Source organism: Pseudomonas sp. PAMC25584 (genome assembly GCF_058135675.1).
Genome location: NZ_CM176870.1, coordinates 4539409 through 4558118 on the forward strand (window position 1 = coordinate 4539409; position 18710 = coordinate 4558118).

Below are 18710 nucleotides of genomic sequence, written 5' to 3' on the forward strand. Positions count from 1 at the left end.
ATCGCCGATACCCATTGAAAGCCTCGCGGATTGAATAACCATGCGTAATAACCAACCCGTTACCCAGCGCGAACGGACCTTCCCCGCTCAGCAACGGTTGATCTCCACCACAGATGCCAAGGGTGTCATCACTTACTGCAACGACGCTTTCGTCGAAATCAGTGGTTTCTCCCGCGACGAACTGGTGCGCGCCCCGCACAACCTGGTTCGCCACCCGGACGTTCCGGGGGCTGTGTTCGCACACATGTGGTCCACGCTCAAGCAAGGCTTGCCATGGATGGGCATCGTCAAGAACCGCTGCAAGACCGGCGATCACTACTGGGTTAACGCCTATGTGACGCCGATGTATGACGGCAACCAAGTGGTCGGCTATGAATCGGTGCGCGTCAAGCCCACCGCCGAGCAGATCCGCCGGGCCGAAGCGCTCTACCAACGCATCAATCAGGGCAAGTCCGCCATTCCCAAACGGGACAAGTGGCTGCCGGTGCTGCAGGACTGGCTGCCGTTTATCCTGGTCAGCCAGTTGAGCTTCATGATTGGCGCGTCGCTCAACTCCCACTGGGGCTTTGCCCTCGCGGCGGGGTTGTCGGTGCCGTTGGGCCTACTGGGCCTGAGCTGGCAACAGCGCGGCCTCAAGCGTTTGCTGCGCCTGGCCGAACAGACCACCTCCGATCCGTTGATCGCGCAGATGTACACCGACAGCCGTGGCGCCCAGGCACGCCTGGAAATGTCGATCCTCAGCCAGGAGGCACGTCTGAAGACCTGTCTCACGCGCTTGCAGGACACCGCCGAACACCTCAACGAGCAGGCGGCGCAGTCCAACACCTTGGCGCACAACAGCTCCAGCGGCCTGGAACGCCAGCGCGTGGAAACCGAACAGGTGGCCACCGCAGTCAACCAGATGGCGGCGACGACCCAGGAAGTCGCCAGCCATGTGCAGCGCACGGCCGATGCCACCCAGGAAGCCAATCGCCTCACCGGGCGCGGCCGCGATATCGCCGGGGAAACCCGCGCGGCGATTCAGCGGCTGTCGGTCGCGGTTGGCGAGACCGGCGTGACCGTCACCCAACTGGCCAAGGACAGCGATGAAATCGGCGGCGTGGTCGACGTGATCAAAGGCATTGCCGACCAGACCAACCTGCTGGCCTTGAACGCCGCGATCGAAGCCGCGCGTGCCGGTGAGATGGGCCGTGGTTTTGCGGTGGTTGCCGACGAAGTCCGCCAACTGGCGCAACGCACGGCTGAATCGACCGGGCAGATCCATACCCTGATCGCCAAGCTGCAGCAAACCGCTGCCGCTGCCGTACAAACCATGGACGCCGGGCATCGCCAGGCCGAAGAAGGCGTATCGCGGGTGATGGAGGCGGATCAGGCGCTGGTGGGCATCAGCGAAGCGGTGGCCAACATCACCGACATGACCACCCAAATCGCCGCCGCCACGGAAGAGCAAAGCTCGGTTGCCGAAGAGATCAGCCGCAATATCAGCACCATCGCGCTACTGGCCGATCAGACGTCGGAACAGGCGTTGAACTCGGCGCAGTTGAGTGAAGAGTTGACGCACACGGCGCATACCCAGTATTCGCTGGTGGAGCGTTTTAACCGCTAAACCGCTATCGGGGGCAAGTCGAATCGTCGCAACGCCCCTCCCACATTCGACTGCATTCCAAGGGGTGTACGCGGTTAAATGTGCGAGGGGGCTTGCCCCCGATAGGGCCCTAACAGGCACCGAGAAACTGAGCCACTTGCACCGCCGCAGCCTCCAAATGCTGCTCATGACTGCACCCCGACGCCTTCAACGGCTTCAAATCATGATCCCCCGCCGCCAGCCACATCACCTCGATGCTCGGCGACAAGTCATACCCCTGCACCGCCGCTCGATTGCCCAACGCATCGCGCTCGCCCTGCACAATCAATGTCGGCGTCTTCAACCCGGCCAAATGTGCGACTCGCGGCTTTTGCGGCTTGCCCACCGCATAGAACGGATAGCCCAGGCACACCAGCCCATCGGCACCCAATTCATCGGCGAGCAAACTGGCCATGCGCCCGCCCATGGACTTGCCACCAATGACCAGTTTCCCAGCGACATGGCGTCGCACCTCGGTATAGACCTCGCGCCAGCTCTGCAGCAGTTTCGGCGCCGGGTTGGGCGGGCGCTTGCCGCCATCCACGCGGCGCTGGGCCATGTAGGGAAACTCGAAACGCAAGACGCTTACACCCTGCCCGGCAAGGCGCGCAGCCATGTCGTCCATGAAGGATGAGTCCATCGGCGCGCCGGCGCCGTGCGCCAGGATCAGCGTCACCGGCGTATGCGTGGGAGCGCCCGAGGCAACATCCCATCGCCAACCATGTTCCTGCACACACCGTGCCCATTGATCCCCGTCAATACTGGCCTTGTGCTCTTTGCCCATGCTTACCTCGCTTTTTAGTCTGCCTATAACTCCAGCCCAAGTGTCGCATCTGCTTGGGTTGAACCGTGGATGGGGAACCATGAACACTACTTTAAGTACCGCCTATAACTACAAGGTGGTCCGCCAATTCGCCATTATGACGGTGGTGTGGGGCATCGTCGGCATGGGGCTCGGGGTTTTTCTCGCGGCCCAATTGGTGTGGCCTGCACTCAACTTTGACTTGCCTTGGACCAGCTTCGGCCGCTTGCGCCCGCTGCACACCAACGCGGTGATCTTCGCCTTCGGGGGTTGTGCGCTGTTTGCCAGCTCCTTCTACTCGGTACAGCGCACCTGCCAGACCCAGCTGTTCGCGCCAAAAGTCGCTCAGTTCTGCTTTTGGGGCTGGCAACTGGTCATTGTCCTGGCAGCGATCACCTTGCCGCTGGGTTACACCAGCTCCAAGGAATACGCCGAGCTGGAATGGCCGATCGACATCCTGATCACGATTGTCTGGGTGGCTTATGCCATTGTGTTTTTCGGCACTGTGGCCAAGCGCAACACCAAGCACATCTACGTCGGCAACTGGTTCTTCGGTGCGTTCATCATCACCGTGGCCATCTTGCATATCGTCAACAACCTGGAAATCCCGGTCAGTCTGACCAAGTCCTACTCGCTGTACGGCGGTGCGACGGATGCCATGGTGCAGTGGTGGTATGGACATAACGCAGTAGGCTTCTTCCTGACTGCCGGCTTCCTGGGGATGATGTACTACTTCGTACCCAAGCAAGCCGAACGTCCGGTGTATTCCTATCGCCTGTCGATCGTGCACTTCTGGGCGCTGATCACCCTGTACATCTGGGCCGGTCCGCACCACCTGCACTACACCGCTCTGCCAGACTGGGCACAGTCGTTGGGCATGGTGATGTCCCTGGTGCTGCTGGCGCCAAGCTGGGGCGGCATGATCAACGGCATGATGACCCTCTCGGGTGCCTGGCATAAGTTGCGCAGCGACCCGATCCTGCGCTTCCTGGTCGTCTCGCTGGCGTTCTACGGCATGTCGACGTTCGAAGGGCCAATGATGGCCATCAAGACCGTCAACTCGCTGTCCCACTACACCGACTGGACCATCGGCCACGTACACGCCGGCGCACTCGGTTGGGTAGCGATGATCTCCATCGGCGCGCTGTACCACATGATCCCGAAAGTGTTTGGGCGCGAGCGGATGTTCAGCGTCGGCCTGATCAACGCGCACTTCTGGCTGGCCACCATCGGCACCGTGCTCTACATCGCCTCGATGTGGGTCAACGGCATCGCCCAGGGCCTTATGTGGCGTGCGATCAACGATGACGGCACCCTCACCTACTCCTTTGTCGAAGCGCTGCAAGCCAGCCACCCGGGCTACGTCGTGCGACTGGTAGGCGGTGCGGTGTTCCTCAGCGGCATGTTGCTGATGGCTTACAACACATGGCGCACCGTGCGCTCGGCACAACCTGTCGAAGCCACCCCTGCCGCGCAGACGGCCTGAGGAGTCAGTGATGAAACACGAAACGATTGAAAAGAACGTCGGTCTGCTGATGCTGCTGATGGTGCTTGCCGTGAGCATCGGCGGCCTGACCCAGATCGTCCCGCTGTTCTTCCAGGACGTGACCAACAAACCGGTGGAAGGCATGAAGCCCTACACCGCGCTGCAACTGGAAGGCCGCGACATCTACATCCGCGAAGGTTGCGTACAGTGCCACTCGCAGATGATCCGTCCGTTCCGCGCCGAGACCGAGCGCTACGGCCACTACTCGGTCGCGGGCGAAAGCGTATGGGACCATCCGTTCCTGTGGGGCTCCAAGCGTACCGGGCCAGACCTGGCTCGCGTCGGCGCACGCTACTCGGACGACTGGCACCGCGCGCACTTGTACAACCCGCGCAACGTAGTGCCTGAGTCGAAAATGCCGGCCTACCCATGGCTGGTGACGGCGCCGCTCGACAGCAGCGATACCGTGACCAAGCTCAAAGTGATGCGTACCCTCGGCGTGCCTTACACCGACGAAGACATCAGCGGTGCAGTGGCCAGCCTCAAGGGCAAGACCGAGATCGACGCGCTGGTTTCGTACCTGCAAGTCCTCGGCACCGCCATCAAGAGCAAGAGGTGAGCCATGGGATTTGAATTCGATGCGGGCACCATCCGCGGCCTCGGCACACTAGTCGTCGCCATCGCCTTTATCGGCCTCTCGCTGTGGGTATTCAACAACCGACGCAATGCGGAATTCGAGCAGGCACGCCTGCTGCCGTTTGCCGACGAACCCACCGCCACCCCATCCGACGCTCAAGAAGCGCCTGCAACAAGGAGCAATCGGCCATGACTACCTTCTGGAGTACATGGATCTGCGTACTGACCCTCGGCAGCCTGATCGGCCTGACCTGGCTGTTGTTCGGCACCCGCAAGGGCGAGACCAAGGGCAGTGTCGACCAGACCATGGGCCACGCCTTCGATGGCATTGAGGAATACGACAACCCGCTGCCCCAGTGGTGGTTCATGCTGTTCGCCGGCACGCTGGTATTTGCCGTCGGCTACTTGATCCTCTACCCGGGCCTGGGCAACTGGAAAGGCGTACTGCCGGGCTATGAAGGCGGCTGGACCTCGGCCAAGGAATGGGACAAGGAAATGGCCAAGGCCGACGCCAAGTTCGGGCCGATCTTCGCCAAATTCTCGGCCATGCCGGTGGAAGAAGTCGCCAAAGACCCGCAAGCGCTGAAAATGGGCGGTCGCCTGTTTGCCTCCAACTGCGCGGTGTGCCACGGCTCGGATGCCAAGGGCGCGTATGGCTTCCCGAACCTGGCGGACAATATCTGGCGCTGGGGCGGTTCCGCCGACGCGATCAAGACCACCATCATGGGCGGTCGCCATGCGGCGATGCCGGCCTGGGGCGAAGTACTGGGCGAGGACGGTGTGAAAAACGTCGCGGCCTATGTGCGTCACGACCTGGCCAAGCTGCCACTGCCAGCCGACAGCGGCGCCGACCTGGTCGCCGGCCAAGCCACGTTCAACACCACTTGCGTGGCCTGCCACGGTCCGCAAGGCCACGGCACCGAAGCCATGGGCGCGCCGAACCTGACCGAGCCAAGCGGCTTTATCTACGGCACCAGCCTGGCGCAGTTGCAGCAAACCATTCGCCACGGCCGCCAAGGCCAGATGCCGGCGCAGGAAGTGCTGCAAGGCAATGACAAGGTTCACCTGCTGGCCGCTTATGTTTACAGCCTGTCCCACAACGCTGACGGCGCAACGCCGCAACGCCAGGCACAGTAACGCTTCACCCCTGAACTGCCGCCCCTGATCCAGGGGCGGTAGCTCTACCCTTCTACGCGACCAAGTGTCGCACCCTTCCAAAGCACTGCTTTCCCCTCCTGCCATTCGGGTCTACGCTTGTCTGCACAGTGGATCGGTACGGACCGGTCGACGGTCGACTTGCACTCAATGGGTTGAACGCTTCTGCAGGGATGACACGCGCAAAGGCAGGCAGTGACCGGCTGTCGTGCTACTGACCACTCATCACCTGCGCCGCGTGTTGACACACAGCCAGTCATCCGCCGGCGTGCCCCGAAAAAATTCCTGTCCGATCGATCAGCTTTTGATTTCGGATTTTGTCCTTACATCAAACATGGAAAGGGCGCAGAATCTGGCGTGGAACGTATTGACACAGGTCACCCTTGCGTTGCAATGGCACCTCGGTTTCTACATACTTGCGACCGATTTTTACCTATAAAAAAACCTAAACCGTGGAACCTTAGAATGAGCACAGCAATCAGTCCGACTGCTTATAACTATAAGGTAGTCCGCCAGTTCGCCATCATGACGGTGGTCTGGGGGATCCTTGGCATGGGGCTCGGGGTCTTCATCGCCTCGCAACTGGTTTGGCCGGAATTGAATTTCGGCTTGCCATGGACGACCTTCGGCCGCCTACGCCCGCTGCACACTAACCTGGTGATTTTCGCCTTCGGCGGATGTGCACTGTTTGCCACCTCTTACTATGTCGTGCAGCGAACCTGCCAGACGCGACTGATCTCCGACGGCCTCGCCGCCTTCACCTTCTGGGGATGGCAAGCGGTGATCGTGGGGGCCGGCATCTCGTTGCCGCTGGGCTACACCACCACCAAGGAATACGCCGAGCTGGAATGGCCCATCGCCATTTTGCTCGCGATTGTGTGGGTGACCTACGCGGTGGTGTTCTTCGGCACCATCACCAAGCGCAAGACCAAGCACATCTATGTGGGTAACTGGTTCTACGGTGCCTTCATCCTGGTGACGGCGATGCTGCACATCGTCAACCATGCGTCGTTGCCGGTCAGCCTGTTCAAGTCCTATTCGGCCTACGCCGGGGCGACGGATGCGATGATCCAGTGGTGGTACGGCCACAACGCTGTAGGGTTCTTCCTCACCACCGGTTTCCTGGGGATGATGTACTACTTCGTGCCGAAACAGGCCGAACGCCCCATCTACTCTTATCGCCTGTCCATCGTGCACTTCTGGGCGTTGATCACCCTGTACATCTGGGCCGGCCCGCACCACTTGCACTACACCGCACTGCCGGACTGGGCACAGTCGTTGGGCATGGCGATGTCGATCATCCTGCTGGCCCCGAGTTGGGGCGGCATGATCAACGGCATGATGACCCTGTCGGGCGCCTGGCATAAGCTGCGCACCGACCCGATCCTGCGCTTCCTGGTCGTGTCCCTGGCGTTCTACGGCATGTCGACCTTCGAAGGGCCGATGATGGCGATCAAGACCGTCAACTCCCTGTCCCACTACACCGACTGGACCATCGGCCACGTACACGCCGGCGCACTCGGCTGGGTAGCGATGATCTCCATCGGCGCGCTGTACCACATGATCCCGAAAATCTTCGGGCGTGCGCAGATGCACAGCGTCGTGTTGATCAACACGCACTTCTGGCTGGCCACCATCGGCACCGTGCTCTACATCGCCTCGATGTGGGTCAACGGCATCACCCAAGGCCTGATGTGGCGTGCGATCAACGATGACGGCACCCTCACCTACTCCTTCGTCGAAGCGCTGCAAGCCAGCCACCCGGGCTACATCGTCCGAGCCATAGGCGGCGCGTTCTTTGCCTCCGGCATGCTGTTCATGGCCTACAACGTCTGGCGCACCGTGCGTGCCTCCGACCCTGCAGAAGCCGAAGCCGCCGCCAAGATCGCCGTTGTGGGAGCCCACTGATGAAGCATGAAGTAATCGAGAAGAATATCGGCCTGCTGGCCTTCTTCATGGTTATCGCCGTGAGTATCGGCGGCCTGACCCAGATCGTTCCGCTGTTCTTCCAGGACGTGACCAACAAGCCGGTCGAAGGCATGAAGCCGCGCACCGCGCTTGAACTGGAAGGCCGCGACATCTACATCGCCAACGGTTGTGTCGGCTGCCACTCGCAGATGATCCGCCCGTTCCGCGCCGAAACCGAACGTTATGGCCACTACTCAGTAGCCGGTGAAAGCGTGTGGGACCACCCGTTCCTGTGGGGCTCCAAGCGCACCGGGCCGGACCTGGCCCGTGTCGGCGGCCGTTACTCCGATGACTGGCAACGCGCGCACTTGTACAACCCGCGCAACGTCGTGCCGGAATCGAAAATGCCGGCGTACCCGTTCCTCGTGGAAAACAAGCTCGACGGCAAGGACACCGCGAAGAAAATGGAAGTCTTGCGCACCCTGGGCGTGCCCTACACCGACGAAGACATCGCCGGTGCATCCGCAGCCGTGAAGGGCAAGACCGAAATGGACGCATTGGTGGCCTACCTACAAGGCCTTGGCACCATCATCAAAAGCAAACGGTGATTCTTCATGGATATCGGGATGATTCGTGGCCTGGGCACCGTTGTGGTGATGGTGGCCTTTATCGGCCTGGCCTTGTGGGTATTCAGCCCCAAGCGCAAGTCGGAGTTTGACGACGCAACCATGCTGCCCTTTGCGGATGACCCCGAAGCCATCAAGCACGTCGAGCAAGCTTCTAGGAGTAACAAAGAATGACTACGTTCTGGAGTCTGTACGTCACAGTCCTCAGTCTGGGTACCATTTTCGCCCTGACCTGGCTGCTGCTGTCGACCCGCAAGGGCCAGCGCGCCGAGCAAACGGACGAGACCGTCGGCCACTCGTTCGACGGTATCGAGGAGTACGACAACCCACTGCCGAAATGGTGGTTCATGCTGTTCGTCGGCACCATCGTCTTCGCCCTGGGCTACCTGGTGCTGTACCCCGGCCTGGGCAATTGGAAAGGCCTGCTACCGGGCTACAACTACCTCGACAACGACAAGCAGACCGCCTTCGCCAACGGCCAGACCGGCTGGACCGGCGTGCATGAGTGGGAAAAGGAAATGGCCAAGTCGGACGCCAAGTTCGGGCCGATCTTCGCCAAATTCGCCGCGATGCCGATTGAAGACGTCGCCAAAGACCCGCAAGCGCTGAAGATGGGGGGCCGTCTGTTTGCCTCTAACTGCTCGGTGTGCCACGGTTCCGACGCCAAGGGTGCCTACGGCTTCCCTAACCTGACCGACGCCGACTGGCGCTGGGGCGGCGAGCCCGCGACCATCAAGGAAACCATCATGAAAGGCCGCCACGCGGTGATGCCGGCCTGGGCCGAAGTCATCGGCGAACAAGGCGTGGCCGACGTGGCGGGCTTCGTGGTGACCAACCTGGACGGCCGCAAACTGCCGGAAGGCGCCAAGGCCGACGTGGCCAACGGCGGGAAACTCTTCGCCACCAACTGCGTGGCCTGCCACGGCCCGGCCGGTAAAGGCACGCCTGCCATGGGCGCACCTGACCTGACTCACCCGGGTGCGTTCATCTACGGTTCAAGTTTCGCCCAACTGCAGCAGACCATCCGCTACGGCCGCCAGGGCCAGATGCCTGCGCAGGAGCAACTGCAAGGGAACGACAAGGTGCATTTGCTGGCCGCGTATGTTTACAGCTTGTCCCATGGGGATAAGAAGGCTCAAGAGCAGTAAGACGAAGCAGCAACAAAAAGGCCCGTTCATTGAAAAGTGATGGGCCTTTTTTGTTGCAGTTGCCTGAAAACACCGAAGATTCAATGTGGGAGGGGGCTTGCTCCCACATTGGATCGTCAGTGTTTTGAAGACTGAGCCCGCAAAAACCGTCCATACTTCACAAGTCAATTGATCCACGTCACCTACACCATCAATTGATTTCCCCCAACGCGACCAAAGGTCGCACCCTTTGCGCGTGATCGGGGGCGTATCATTACGCCACTGCAAGACCCTTCATTTGACCCCGACTGGCACGTACTGGCCGAGGCAAATCTCCACCGCCGTGGGATGCAATGATGAGCAACCAAATACCGGTACAAGACGTTACTCCACCTGCCAAAAACGCCAACAACGGTGTCGACCTCTACGCGTCGCGAGAGAAAATCTACACCCGCGCCTTCACGGGCCTGTTCCGCAACCTGCGCATGCTTGGCGGTGCCGGTCTGTTCCTGCTCTATTTCGGCACGGTGTGGCTGAACTGGGGTGGCCACCAGGCCGTATGGTGGAACCTGCCGGAACGTAAGTTCTTTATCTTCGGTGCAACCTTCTGGCCCCAGGACTTCATCCTCCTCTCGGGCATCCTGATCGTCGCGGCCTTTGGCCTGTTCTTTATCACGGTGTACGCCGGACGCATCTGGTGCGGGTATACCTGCCCGCAAAGCGTGTGGACGTGGATCTTCATGTGGTGCGAAAAAGTCACCGAAGGCGACCGTAACCAGCGCATCAAGCTGGACAAGGCGCCGATGGGGGCTAACAAGTTCCTGCGCAAATTCAGCAAGCACACGCTGTGGCTGCTGATCGGCTTTGTCACCGGCATGACCTTCGTCGGTTACTTCTCACCGATCCGCGAACTGGTGTTTGACTTCTTCACTGGCCAAGCCGATGGCTGGTCGTATTTCTGGGTCGGCTTCTTCACCCTCGCCACCTACGGCAACGCCGGCTGGCTACGCGAACAGGTGTGCATCTACATGTGCCCCTACGCGCGCTTCCAAAGCGTGATGTTCGACAAGGACACCCTGATCGTCTCCTACGACCCGCGCCGCGGCGAAGTCCGTGGCCCGCGCAAAAAAGGCAGCGACTATAAGGCCCAAGGCCTGGGCGATTGCATCGAGTGCACGATGTGCGTACAGGTGTGCCCGACCGGCATCGACATCCGCGATGGCCTGCAAATCGAGTGCATCGGCTGTGCCGCGTGCATCGACGCGTGCGACAACATCATGGACAAGATGGACTACCCGCGCGGCCTGATCAGCTACACCACCGAACACAACCTGTCAGGGCAGAAAACCCACAAGCTGCGTCCGCGCCTGATCGGCTATGCGCTGGTGTTGCTGGCAATGATGAGCCTGTTGGCCACAGCATTCTTCCTGCGTCCGCTGGTGGGTTTCGACGTCAGCAAAGACCGCGTGCTGTACCGCGAAAACGCCGAAGGGCGGATCGAAAACGTCTACAGCCTGAAGATCATGAACAAGGATCAGCGCGACCACACTTACGTGCTTGACGCTGCCGGCCTGCCGGACCTCAAGCTGCAAGGCCGCCGTGAAATCAAAGTGGCTGCCGGCGACATCGTCAGCATGCCGGTAGAACTGTCGAGCGCGCCGGAACAACTGCCGTCGAGCACCAACGAGGTGGTGTTTATCCTCAAGGATGCCGATGACACCAACGTTCATATTGAAGCCAAGAGCCGATTCATCGGCCCACAAGTTCGTTAACGAGAGAGCAGAACAATGCCCGTAGCCACTGCCGCAAGTCCCTGGTACAAGCACCTCTGGCCCTGGATCATCATCGCAATCCTGGCCTGCTCAGTGACCTTGACCTTGTCCATGGTGACCATTGCAGTGAACAACCCGGACAACCTGGTCAACGACAACTATTACGAGGCAGGCAAAGGCATCAATCGCTCCCTGGACCGCGAACGCCTGGCCCAGACCCTGCAGCTACGTGCCAAGGTTCGTCTGGACGAGTTGACCGGCGAAGTCGAACTGCACCTTACTGGCTACAGCAACCCGGCCAGCCTGGAACTGAACCTGATTTCGCCGACCCAGCCGGAGAAAGACCGCAAGATCAACCTGGCCCGCAGCGACAGCGAACCCGGTCGCTACATCGGCCAGGTCACCGACAAGGTCGAAGGCCGGCGCTTCGTCGAACTGCTCGGCGTGGAAGGCGACAGGACCTGGCGCTTGTTCGAAGAAGAACAGATCAGCCACGACAAGGACTTGCTGCTGGGGGATGAACCGCTGCAGGGTGCTGAAGACCTGAAGAAGTAAACAGGCTGCGCTTCACACATCGCGGGCAAGCCCGCTCCCACATGGACACCGCAATCCACTGTGGGAGCGGGCTTGCCCGCGATGAGGCCCTACCCGCCACCAAAGATCTAACGCCATGACCACCCCAACCCCCTGCTACCACTGCGCCCTGCCCGTTCCACCCGGTAGCCGCTTCACCGCCGTGATCCTCGGCGAGCGCCGCGAACTCTGCTGCCCGGGCTGCCAGGCAGTGGCCGAAGCAATCGTGGCGGGCGGGTTGGAAAGCTATTACCAGCACCGCAGCGAAGCCTCGGCCAACCCCGAGGCGCTGCCGGTGCAACTGGTGGACGAATTGGCGCTGTATGACCGCGCCGATGTGCAAAAACCCTTCGTGCGCCACGACGGCGAACTGGCCGAAGCTACGCTGCTGATGGAAGGCATCAGTTGCGCCGCCTGCGGCTGGCTGATCGAAAAACACCTGCGCAGCCTGCCCGCCGTGGCCGAGGCGCGCCTGAACCTGTCCAACCATCGCCTGCAAGTGCGCTGGGCCGACGGACAACTGCCGTTGAGCCAACTGCTCAGTGAGCTGCGCCATATCGGCTACGCCGCCCACCCCTATCAGGCAGACCGCGCCGCCGAGCAATTGGCCGGCGAAAACCGCCTGGCCTTGCGCCAACTCGGCGTTGCCGGCTTGCTGTGGTTCCAGGCGATGATGGCAACCATGGCCACCTGGCCGGAATTCAATATCGACCTGAGCTCGGAGCTGCATGTCATCCTGCGTTGGGTCGCGATGTTTCTGACCACGCCCATTGTGTTCTACAGCTGTGCGCCGTTTTTCAAGGGCGCCATGCGCGACCTGCGCACCCGCCACCTGACCATGGACGTCTCGGTATCCCTGGCCATTGGCGGGGCTTACCTCGCAGGGATCTGGACCGCGATCACCGGCGTGGGTGAACTGTATTTCGACGCGGTGGGCATGTTCGCGCTGTTCCTGCTGACCGGCCGCTACCTGGAGCGGCGTGCCCGCGAACGCACAGCCGCCGCGACCGCGCAGTTGGTCAACCTGCTGCCGGCCTCGTGCCTGCGCTTGAATGCTGAAGGTCAGAGCGAACGCATCCTGCTCCCCGAACTAGCCCTGGGCGACCGCGTGCTGGTTCATCCCGGCGCAGTGCTGCCGGCAGATGGGGTGATCCTCGACGGCCAGTCCAGCATCGATGAATCCCTGCTCACCGGCGAATACCTGCCGCAACCGCGTCAAGTCGGCGATGCGGTAACGGCCGGCACCCTCAACGTCGAAGGCGCGCTGACCGTCGAAGTCCGCGCCTTGGGCCATGACACGCGCCTGTCCGCCATCGTGCGCCTGCTGGAGCGGGCCCAGGCGGAAAAACCGCGCCTGGCGCAAATCGCCGATCGCGCCGCGCAGTGGTTCCTGCTGTGCTCGCTGATCGCTGCCGTGCTGATCGGCCTGTTGTGGTGGCAGTTGGACGCATCGCGGGCGTTCTGGATCGTACTGGCAATGCTCGTGGCGACCTGCCCGTGCGCGCTGTCGCTGGCCACGCCGACCGCCCTGACCGCCGCCACCGGCACCCTGCACAAACTCGGTCTGCTGCTGACCCGTGGCCATGTGCTGGAAGGCCTGAACCAGATCGACACGGTGATTTTCGACAAGACCGGCACCCTCACCGAGGGGCGCCTGGCGCTGCGTGCGATCCGCCCCCTGGGCGCGTTGAACAGCGACCAGTGCCTGGGCCTCGCCGCCGCCCTGGAAAATCGCTCCGAACACCCGATCGCCCGCGCCTTCGGCCGAGCGCCCCTGGCCGCCGACGAAGTGCTCAGCGCCCCCGGACTCGGTCTGGAAGGCTGGGTGGGCGAGCGCCAACTGCGCATCGGCCAGCCAGGCTATGCGTGCGAACTCAGCAGTTGCCCGATCCCTGCCGCGCCGGATGAAGCCGGGCAATGGCTGCTGTTGGGCGACCGTGACGGCGCCCTCGCCTGGTTCGTCCTGGATGACCGCCTGCGCAGCGACGCCCCCGCCCTGCTCGCGGCCTGCAAGGCGCGCGGCTGGCGCACACTGCTGCTGTCGGGCGACAGTTCGCCGATGGTCGAAAGCGTCGCCGCCGAACTGGGCATCGACGAAGCCCACGGCGGCCTGCGCCCCGATGACAAGCTGCGAGTGCTGCAACAATTGCATAAAGAAGGGCGCAAAGTGCTGATGCTCGGCGACGGGGTGAACGATGTGCCGGTGCTGGCGGCTGCCGATATCAGCGTGGCCATGGGCTCGGCCACCGACCTGGCAAAAACCAGCGCGGATGCGGTGTTGCTGTCCAACCGCCTGGACGCCCTGGTACAAGCGTTTACCCTGGCGCGCCGCACCCGTCGGGTCATCACGGAGAATCTGCTGTGGGCCGGACTGTACAATGGCCTTATGCTGCCGTTTGCGGCCCTCGGTTGGATCACACCGATCTGGGCGGCGGTCGGCATGTCCCTCAGTTCGTTGACCGTGGTGCTCAACGCCCTGCGCCTGACTCGCCTGCCGAGCGCGCCGGCCGTCGGCGCCCCCTCAGTAACCCGTCCGCTGCCGGTATGAGCCGCACGGGCATGGAGTGCAGATGCCAGCTTTATACATAATGATTCCAGCGGCGCTGCTGATTGTGGCCATCGCCATCTATATCTTCTTTTGGGCAGTGGACAGCGGCCAGTACGACGACCTCGATGGTCCGGCCCACAGCGTGCTGTTCGACGATCAGGACCCCAACCACCTGGCCGCCATCGACAAGGCCAAAAGCCCCGAGCCCCCCGCCGCCCCCAAAGATCCGCCCCATGCTTGATTTGGCGCCGCTGCTGGTCTCCGCGCTGATCCTTGGCCTGCTGGGGGGCGGCCATTGCCTGGGCATGTGCGGCGGCCTGATGGGCGCGCTGACCCTGGCGATCCCCAAGGAGCAACGCAGCCGCAGGTTCCGCCTGCTGCTCGCGTACAACCTGGGACGCATCCTCAGCTATGCCACCGCCGGCCTGCTGATCGGCCTGGCCGGCTGGGCCGTGGCCAACAGCCCGGCGGCGATGTTCATGCGCGTGCTGGCCGGCCTGCTGCTGATCAGCATGGGCCTGTACCTGGCCGGCTGGTGGAGCGGCCTCACCCGCATCGAAAGCCTCGGCCGCGGCCTGTGGCGGCACATCCAGCCGTTCGCCAACCGTTTACTGCCGGTATCCAGCCTGCCCCGCGCCCTGCTGTTGGGCGCGCTGTGGGGCTGGTTGCCGTGCGGGTTGGTCTACAGCACCCTGCTGTGGGCCGCCAGCCAAGGCAATGCACTGGACAGTGCGGTGCTGATGCTGGCGTTCGGGCTAGGTACTTGGCCAGTGCTGCTGGCGACCGGACTGGCAGCCGAACGCGTCACGGCACTATTGCGCAAGCGCAGTGTGCGCACGGCCGGCGGCGTGCTGGTGATGCTGTTCGGGATTTGGACCTTGCCCGGGCCCCATCAGCACTGGCTAATGGGCCACTAAAAGGCCGTGTGGCATAGCGCCGCTCCCCGTTGACGCAAATCAAGATGCGCTATCCGCCACGCCCCTAGACTCGACCCATTAGTCTATCCGGGGGAACGCCCGCATGCTCGACGCCATTCGTTGGGACACCAATCTGATTCACCGCTACGACTTGGCCGGACCGCGCTACACGTCCTACCCCACCGCTGTGCAATTTGAAAGCGAGGTTGGCTCGTTCGACCTGCTCCACGCCCTGCGCGACAGCCGCAAGGCTGCACGACCGTTGTCGCTGTATGTGCACGTGCCGTTCTGCGCAAACATTTGCTATTACTGTGCCTGCAACAAAGTCATCACCAAGGACCGCGGCCGCGCCCAACCCTACCTGCAGCGCCTGGAACAGGAGATCCAACTGATCGCCTGCCACCTCGACCCGAAACAAACCGTGGAACAGCTGCATTTCGGCGGCGGCACCCCGACCTTTCTCAGCCATGACGAACTGCGCCAGGTGATGACCTCCCTGCGTAAGCATTTCAACCTGCTCGATGATGATTCCGGCGACTACAGCATCGAGATCGACCCGCGCGAAGCCGACTGGGCAACCATGGGGCTGCTGCGCGAGTTGGGCTTCAACCGCGTCAGTATCGGCCTGCAAGACCTCGACCCCGAAGTGCAACGGGCGGTCAACCGCCTGCAAAGCCTGGAAGAGACCCGCGCCGTCATCGATGCGGCGCGCACCCTGCAGTACCGCTCGATCAATATCGACCTGATCTACGGCCTGCCCAAGCAAACACCGATCAACTTCGCGCGCACCATAGAAGAGGTGATCAAGCTGCAACCGGATCGCCTGTCAGTGTTCAACTATGCGCACTTGCCGGAACGTTTCATGCCTCAGCGGCGGATCAACGCCGATGAACTGCCGTCCCCGGAGGCAAAACTGCTGATGCTGCAAACCACCATCGAACAACTGACCAACGCTGGCTACCGCTATATCGGCATGGACCACTTCGCGCTACCGGATGACGAATTGGCCATCGCCCAGGAAGAAGGCACCCTGCAACGCAACTTCCAGGGCTATACCACTCACGGTCATTGCGACCTGATCGGGCTTGGGGTCTCGGCCATCAGCCAAATCGGCGATCTGTATTGCCAGAACACCAGCGACATCAATAGCTACCAGCACGCCCTGGCCGATGCGCAACTGGCGACCAACCGCGGCCTGATCTGCACCACCGATGATCGGTTGCGGCGGGAAGTGATTCAGCAATTGATCTGCAATTTCAGCCTGACCTTCGAGCAGATCGAACAGGCGTTCAATATCGATTTTCGCGGCTACTTCGACGACATCTGGCCACAACTTGAAACGATGGCCGAAGACGGCTTGATCGAACTGAACGCACAAGGCATTTGCGTTCTACCCGCCGGGCGGCTGCTGGTGCGCTCGGTGTGCATGGTGTTCGATGCCTATCTTGAGCATCAGAACAGGCAGCGGTTTTCGCGGGTGATCTGAGCGCGCCTACTTCATCGCCAGGCTGGCGGTGGTCATCGCATCGCTGGCACCCATGCCCTTCATCACTTTGGCCAGGGAAGCCTGAGCGCTGGTCATGCTGGCTTGCAGCCCGCCCAAAGCAGCTTGCAAGCCGGAAAGCTTGGCGCGTGCTTGTTCAGGGCTGAGGCGCTTATCAGCCATCACTGCAGCCATCTCTGCCTGCTTCTCGGCAATTTGCTTCTTGATATTACGAAGCATCTTCAGCAAATTCTTGACGTTGTCTGCCAGGCCGCTGTCGTCAATGTCACTGTTGGCGTTTTTTTCGGTTGCCGAAGCTTTCATTGCAGCGCCGGAAATAGTGACGGAAACCGCCGGTTTGACCTCATCGGTAGCCGACGCCGCAGCAATTTCGTTTGCGGCATTAACCTGTTTGGTTTCAGGCTGCACCTGTATCAGGGTGCGAGAAACCAAATTCGTAGTAAAAGAAAGCATTTTGTAAACCACTGAGTTTCTGTTCGACAGCAATGCATCGGCCGCTGCTGGAAAATCTTCATACCCATTGGTTTTTCGTCCATGCTGGCCTCTTCTACCCACAGTGCGTTACCCTTACGTCTTATGTGTGTTTTCCCACAAGGATTTAAGAAATGTCCGAGCCCGTTAAGCTGCGCGCTAACAGCCAGGCCCATTGCAAGGATTGCAGCCTGGCACCCCTCTGCTTACCACTTTCATTGAATCTGGAAGACATGGATGCGCTGGACGAAATCGTTAAACGCGGGCGCCCGCTGAAAAAAGGCGAGTTTCTGTTTCGCCAGGGCGACAAGTTCGATTCCGTCTATGCAGTACGTTCGGGTGCATTGAAGACATTCAGCCTGAGCGACAGCGGCGAAGAGCAGATCACCGGCTTCCACCTGCCGAGCGAGCTGGTCGGACTGTCGGGAATGGACACCGAGATTCATCCGGTGTCGGCCCAGGCCCTGGAAACCACATCGGTATGCGAAATTCCTTTCGAGCGCCTGGACGAACTGGCCCTGCAATTGCCGCAACTGCGCCGCCAACTGATGCGCGTCATGAGCCGCGAGATTCGTGACGACCAGCAAATGATGCTGCTGCTGTCGAAGAAAACCGCCGACGAGCGTATCGCCACCTTCCTGGTCAACCTGTCAGCGCGATTCCGTGCCCGTGGTTTCTCGGCCAACCAGTTCCGCCTGAGCATGTCGCGCAATGAAATCGGCAATTACCTGGGCCTGGCGGTAGAAACCGTGTCCCGGGTGTTTACCCGTTTCCAGCAGAACGAGCTGCTTGCCGCCGAAGGCAAGGAAGTGCATATCCTCGACCCGATCCAACTGTGTGCGTTGGCGGGCGGCTCCCTGGAGGGCTGATCCAGACATTTGCGGCCGCGCCAATCGGCAAGGCCGCAAGGTATACTTCGAGTCCGTTTTCCGCCCCAGGACTCTTCGACGATGACCTTCGATTCGTTCGACATCAAATCCCTGATCCGCCCTGTCATCGACTTCCCCAAGCCTGGGGTGACCTTTCGCGACATCACGCCGCTGTTCCAGTCGCCCAAGGCCCTGCGCCTGGTGGCCGACACCTTTGTCCACCGCTATGTCGAAGCCGATTTCAGCCACATTGGTGCGATGGATGCCCGGGGTTTCCTGATCGGCTCGATCATCGCCTACCAATTGAACAAACCGCTGATCCTGTTCCGCAAGCAAGGCAAGCTGCCGGCCGACGTGCTGGCCGAGGGTTACCAGACCGAATACGGCGAAGCCTTCCTCGAAGTGCATGCCGACAGCCTGTGTGAGGGCGACTCGGTGCTGATCTTCGATGACCTGATCGCCACCGGCGGCACGCTGATCGCTGCGGCGAACCTGGTGCGGCGCATGGGCGCGAAGGTTTTTGAAGCGGCGGCGATTATCGACCTGCCGGAGCTGGGTGGCTCGCAACGCCTGGAAGATATGGAGATTCCAACGTTTTGCCTGACGCAGTTTGCGTTGAGCGAGCGCTGAGGGTTGTCTGAACTGGCGCCCTCGATGGACAACTTGCTTGCCCATCAAACCAGGCACGTATA

Annotated in this window: 19 protein-coding genes; 17 read left to right on the forward strand and 2 right to left on the reverse strand. The window is 61.3% G+C overall.

Features of this window, described 5'->3' with window-relative positions; genetic code table 11:
• Window positions 1-40 precede the first annotated feature (40 nt).
• A complete protein-coding gene (locus ACS5Q8_RS21050) occupies window positions 41-1606 on the forward strand; it encodes a methyl-accepting chemotaxis protein (RefSeq protein ID WP_465159378.1) in 1566 nt (521 codons plus the stop codon).
• A gap of 109 nt (window positions 1607-1715) precedes the next feature.
• Here ACS5Q8_RS21050 and ACS5Q8_RS21055 read toward each other — a convergent pair whose 3' ends face one another.
• Window positions 1716-2408 carry an alpha/beta family hydrolase gene (locus ACS5Q8_RS21055; RefSeq protein ID WP_276194290.1) on the reverse strand — a complete coding sequence of 231 codons (693 nt, stop codon included), beginning with the start codon at window positions 2406-2408 and terminating at the stop codon, window positions 1716-1718.
• Window positions 2409-2487: 79 nt separating this feature from the next.
• On the opposite strand from ACS5Q8_RS21055, the gene ccoN (ACS5Q8_RS21060) reads away from it, so the two are divergent.
• The 14 genes from ccoN (ACS5Q8_RS21060) (at window position 2488) to hemN (ending at window position 16660) form a co-directional block, all read left to right on the forward strand.
• The gene (gene ccoN / locus ACS5Q8_RS21060; protein ID WP_276194291.1) at window positions 2488-3912 is read left to right on the forward strand and encodes a cytochrome-c oxidase, cbb3-type subunit I; all 1425 of its coding nucleotides are present in this window, start codon (window positions 2488-2490) and stop codon (window positions 3910-3912) included.
• 10 nt (window positions 3913-3922) lie between these two features.
• Window positions 3923-4531 (forward strand): cytochrome-c oxidase, cbb3-type subunit II, encoded by a 609-nt coding sequence (gene ccoO / locus ACS5Q8_RS21065; protein ID WP_276194292.1) that lies wholly within the window; start codon window positions 3923-3925, stop codon window positions 4529-4531.
• A gap of 3 nt (window positions 4532-4534) precedes the next feature.
• A complete protein-coding gene (locus ACS5Q8_RS21070; protein ID WP_017845261.1) occupies window positions 4535-4741 on the forward strand; it encodes a cbb3-type cytochrome oxidase subunit 3 in 207 nt (68 codons plus the stop codon).
• Window positions 4738-5685, forward strand: coding sequence for a cytochrome-c oxidase, cbb3-type subunit III (ccoP, locus tag ACS5Q8_RS21075; protein WP_276194293.1), 948 nt, complete (start codon window positions 4738-4740; stop codon window positions 5683-5685). The genes ACS5Q8_RS21070 and ccoP (ACS5Q8_RS21075) overlap by 4 nt, the downstream gene beginning before the upstream one ends.
• Before the next feature lie 483 nt (window positions 5686-6168).
• Entirely contained in the window at window positions 6169-7611 is a 1443-nt protein-coding gene (ccoN, locus tag ACS5Q8_RS21080) for a cytochrome-c oxidase, cbb3-type subunit I (RefSeq protein WP_276194294.1), read from the forward strand.
• A complete protein-coding gene (ccoO, locus tag ACS5Q8_RS21085) occupies window positions 7611-8219 on the forward strand; it encodes a cytochrome-c oxidase, cbb3-type subunit II (protein WP_247401679.1) in 609 nt (202 codons plus the stop codon). Before ccoN (ACS5Q8_RS21080) ends, ccoO (ACS5Q8_RS21085) begins: the two co-directional genes overlap by 1 nt.
• Before the next feature lie 6 nt (window positions 8220-8225).
• Window positions 8226-8411, forward strand: coding sequence for a CcoQ/FixQ family Cbb3-type cytochrome c oxidase assembly chaperone (locus ACS5Q8_RS21090; protein ID WP_016775513.1), 186 nt, complete (start codon window positions 8226-8228; stop codon window positions 8409-8411).
• Window positions 8408-9385: a cytochrome-c oxidase, cbb3-type subunit III gene (gene ccoP, locus ACS5Q8_RS21095; protein ID WP_276194295.1), complete on the forward strand. Its 978-nt coding sequence runs from the start codon at window positions 8408-8410 to the stop codon at window positions 9383-9385. The genes ACS5Q8_RS21090 and ccoP (ACS5Q8_RS21095) overlap by 4 nt, the downstream gene beginning before the upstream one ends.
• 335 nt (window positions 9386-9720) lie before the next feature.
• Complete coding sequence (ccoG, locus tag ACS5Q8_RS21100) at window positions 9721-11136, forward strand: cytochrome c oxidase accessory protein CcoG (protein WP_276194296.1); 1416 nt, start codon at window positions 9721-9723, stop codon at window positions 11134-11136.
• A 15-nt stretch (window positions 11137-11151) separates the two neighbouring features.
• Window positions 11152-11691, forward strand: a complete 540-nt coding sequence (locus tag ACS5Q8_RS21105) for a FixH family protein (RefSeq protein ID WP_276194298.1) — start codon at window positions 11152-11154, stop codon at window positions 11689-11691.
• Between the two features lie 115 nt (window positions 11692-11806).
• Window positions 11807-14257: a heavy metal translocating P-type ATPase gene (locus tag ACS5Q8_RS21110; RefSeq protein ID WP_276194299.1), complete on the forward strand. Its 2451-nt coding sequence runs from the start codon at window positions 11807-11809 to the stop codon at window positions 14255-14257.
• A 22-nt stretch (window positions 14258-14279) separates the two neighbouring features.
• Window positions 14280-14498 (forward strand): cbb3-type cytochrome oxidase assembly protein CcoS, encoded by a 219-nt coding sequence (gene ccoS, locus ACS5Q8_RS21115; protein ID WP_276194300.1) that lies wholly within the window; start codon window positions 14280-14282, stop codon window positions 14496-14498.
• Window positions 14491-15174: a sulfite exporter TauE/SafE family protein gene (locus ACS5Q8_RS21120; RefSeq protein WP_276194301.1), complete on the forward strand. Its 684-nt coding sequence runs from the start codon at window positions 14491-14493 to the stop codon at window positions 15172-15174. Before ccoS ends, ACS5Q8_RS21120 begins: the two co-directional genes overlap by 8 nt.
• A gap of 103 nt (window positions 15175-15277) precedes the next feature.
• Window positions 15278-16660: an oxygen-independent coproporphyrinogen III oxidase gene (gene hemN / locus ACS5Q8_RS21125; protein ID WP_276194302.1), complete on the forward strand. Its 1383-nt coding sequence runs from the start codon at window positions 15278-15280 to the stop codon at window positions 16658-16660.
• A 6-nt stretch (window positions 16661-16666) separates the two neighbouring features.
• Here the strand turns inward: hemN and ACS5Q8_RS21130 are convergent, their stop codons facing one another.
• Window positions 16667-17131, reverse strand: a complete 465-nt coding sequence (locus tag ACS5Q8_RS21130) for a hypothetical protein (protein WP_276194303.1) — start codon at window positions 17129-17131, stop codon at window positions 16667-16669.
• 152 nt (window positions 17132-17283) lie between these two features.
• On the opposite strand from ACS5Q8_RS21130, the gene fnr reads away from it, so the two are divergent.
• The gene (fnr, locus tag ACS5Q8_RS21135) at window positions 17284-18018 is read left to right on the forward strand and encodes a fumarate/nitrate reduction transcriptional regulator Fnr (protein WP_276194304.1); all 735 of its coding nucleotides are present in this window, start codon (window positions 17284-17286) and stop codon (window positions 18016-18018) included.
• A gap of 81 nt (window positions 18019-18099) precedes the next feature.
• Window positions 18100-18648 (forward strand): adenine phosphoribosyltransferase, encoded by a 549-nt coding sequence (locus tag ACS5Q8_RS21140; RefSeq protein WP_465159379.1) that lies wholly within the window; start codon window positions 18100-18102, stop codon window positions 18646-18648.
• Window positions 18649-18710 lie beyond the last annotated feature (62 nt).

Bases quoted from the DNA above. Each gene is read 5' to 3' on its own strand.
- ACS5Q8_RS21050 (WP_465159378.1), top strand. From the start codon at position 41: ATGCGTAATAACCAACCCGTTACCCAGCGCGAACGGACCTTCCCCGCT.
- ACS5Q8_RS21070 (WP_017845261.1), top strand. From the start codon at position 4,535: ATGGGATTTGAATTCGATGCGGGCACCATCCGCGGCCTCGGCACACTA.
- ccoG (WP_276194296.1), top strand. From the start codon at position 9,721: ATGAGCAACCAAATACCGGTACAAGACGTTACTCCACCTGCCAAAAAC.
- ACS5Q8_RS21120 (WP_276194301.1), top strand. From the start codon at position 14,491: ATGCTTGATTTGGCGCCGCTGCTGGTCTCCGCGCTGATCCTTGGCCTG.
- ccoN (WP_276194294.1), top strand. From the start codon at position 6,169: ATGAGCACAGCAATCAGTCCGACTGCTTATAACTATAAGGTAGTCCGC.
- ACS5Q8_RS21090 (WP_016775513.1), top strand. From the start codon at position 8,226: ATGGATATCGGGATGATTCGTGGCCTGGGCACCGTTGTGGTGATGGTG.
- ACS5Q8_RS21055 (WP_276194290.1), bottom strand. From the start codon at position 2,408: ATGGGCAAAGAGCACAAGGCCAGTATTGACGGGGATCAATGGGCACGG.
- fnr (WP_276194304.1), top strand. From the start codon at position 17,284: ATGTCCGAGCCCGTTAAGCTGCGCGCTAACAGCCAGGCCCATTGCAAG.
- ACS5Q8_RS21105 (WP_276194298.1), top strand. From the start codon at position 11,152: ATGCCCGTAGCCACTGCCGCAAGTCCCTGGTACAAGCACCTCTGGCCC.
- ccoP (WP_276194293.1), top strand. From the start codon at position 4,738: ATGACTACCTTCTGGAGTACATGGATCTGCGTACTGACCCTCGGCAGC.
- hemN (WP_276194302.1), top strand. From the start codon at position 15,278: ATGCTCGACGCCATTCGTTGGGACACCAATCTGATTCACCGCTACGAC.
- ccoO (WP_276194292.1), top strand. From the start codon at position 3,923: ATGAAACACGAAACGATTGAAAAGAACGTCGGTCTGCTGATGCTGCTG.
- ccoN (WP_276194291.1), top strand. From the start codon at position 2,488: ATGAACACTACTTTAAGTACCGCCTATAACTACAAGGTGGTCCGCCAA.
- ACS5Q8_RS21130 (WP_276194303.1), bottom strand. From the start codon at position 17,131: ATGCTTTCTTTTACTACGAATTTGGTTTCTCGCACCCTGATACAGGTG.
- ACS5Q8_RS21110 (WP_276194299.1), top strand. From the start codon at position 11,807: ATGACCACCCCAACCCCCTGCTACCACTGCGCCCTGCCCGTTCCACCC.
- ccoO (WP_247401679.1), top strand. From the start codon at position 7,611: ATGAAGCATGAAGTAATCGAGAAGAATATCGGCCTGCTGGCCTTCTTC.
- ACS5Q8_RS21140 (WP_465159379.1), top strand. From the start codon at position 18,100: ATGACCTTCGATTCGTTCGACATCAAATCCCTGATCCGCCCTGTCATC.
- ccoS (WP_276194300.1), top strand. From the start codon at position 14,280: ATGCCAGCTTTATACATAATGATTCCAGCGGCGCTGCTGATTGTGGCC.
- ccoP (WP_276194295.1), top strand. From the start codon at position 8,408: ATGACTACGTTCTGGAGTCTGTACGTCACAGTCCTCAGTCTGGGTACC.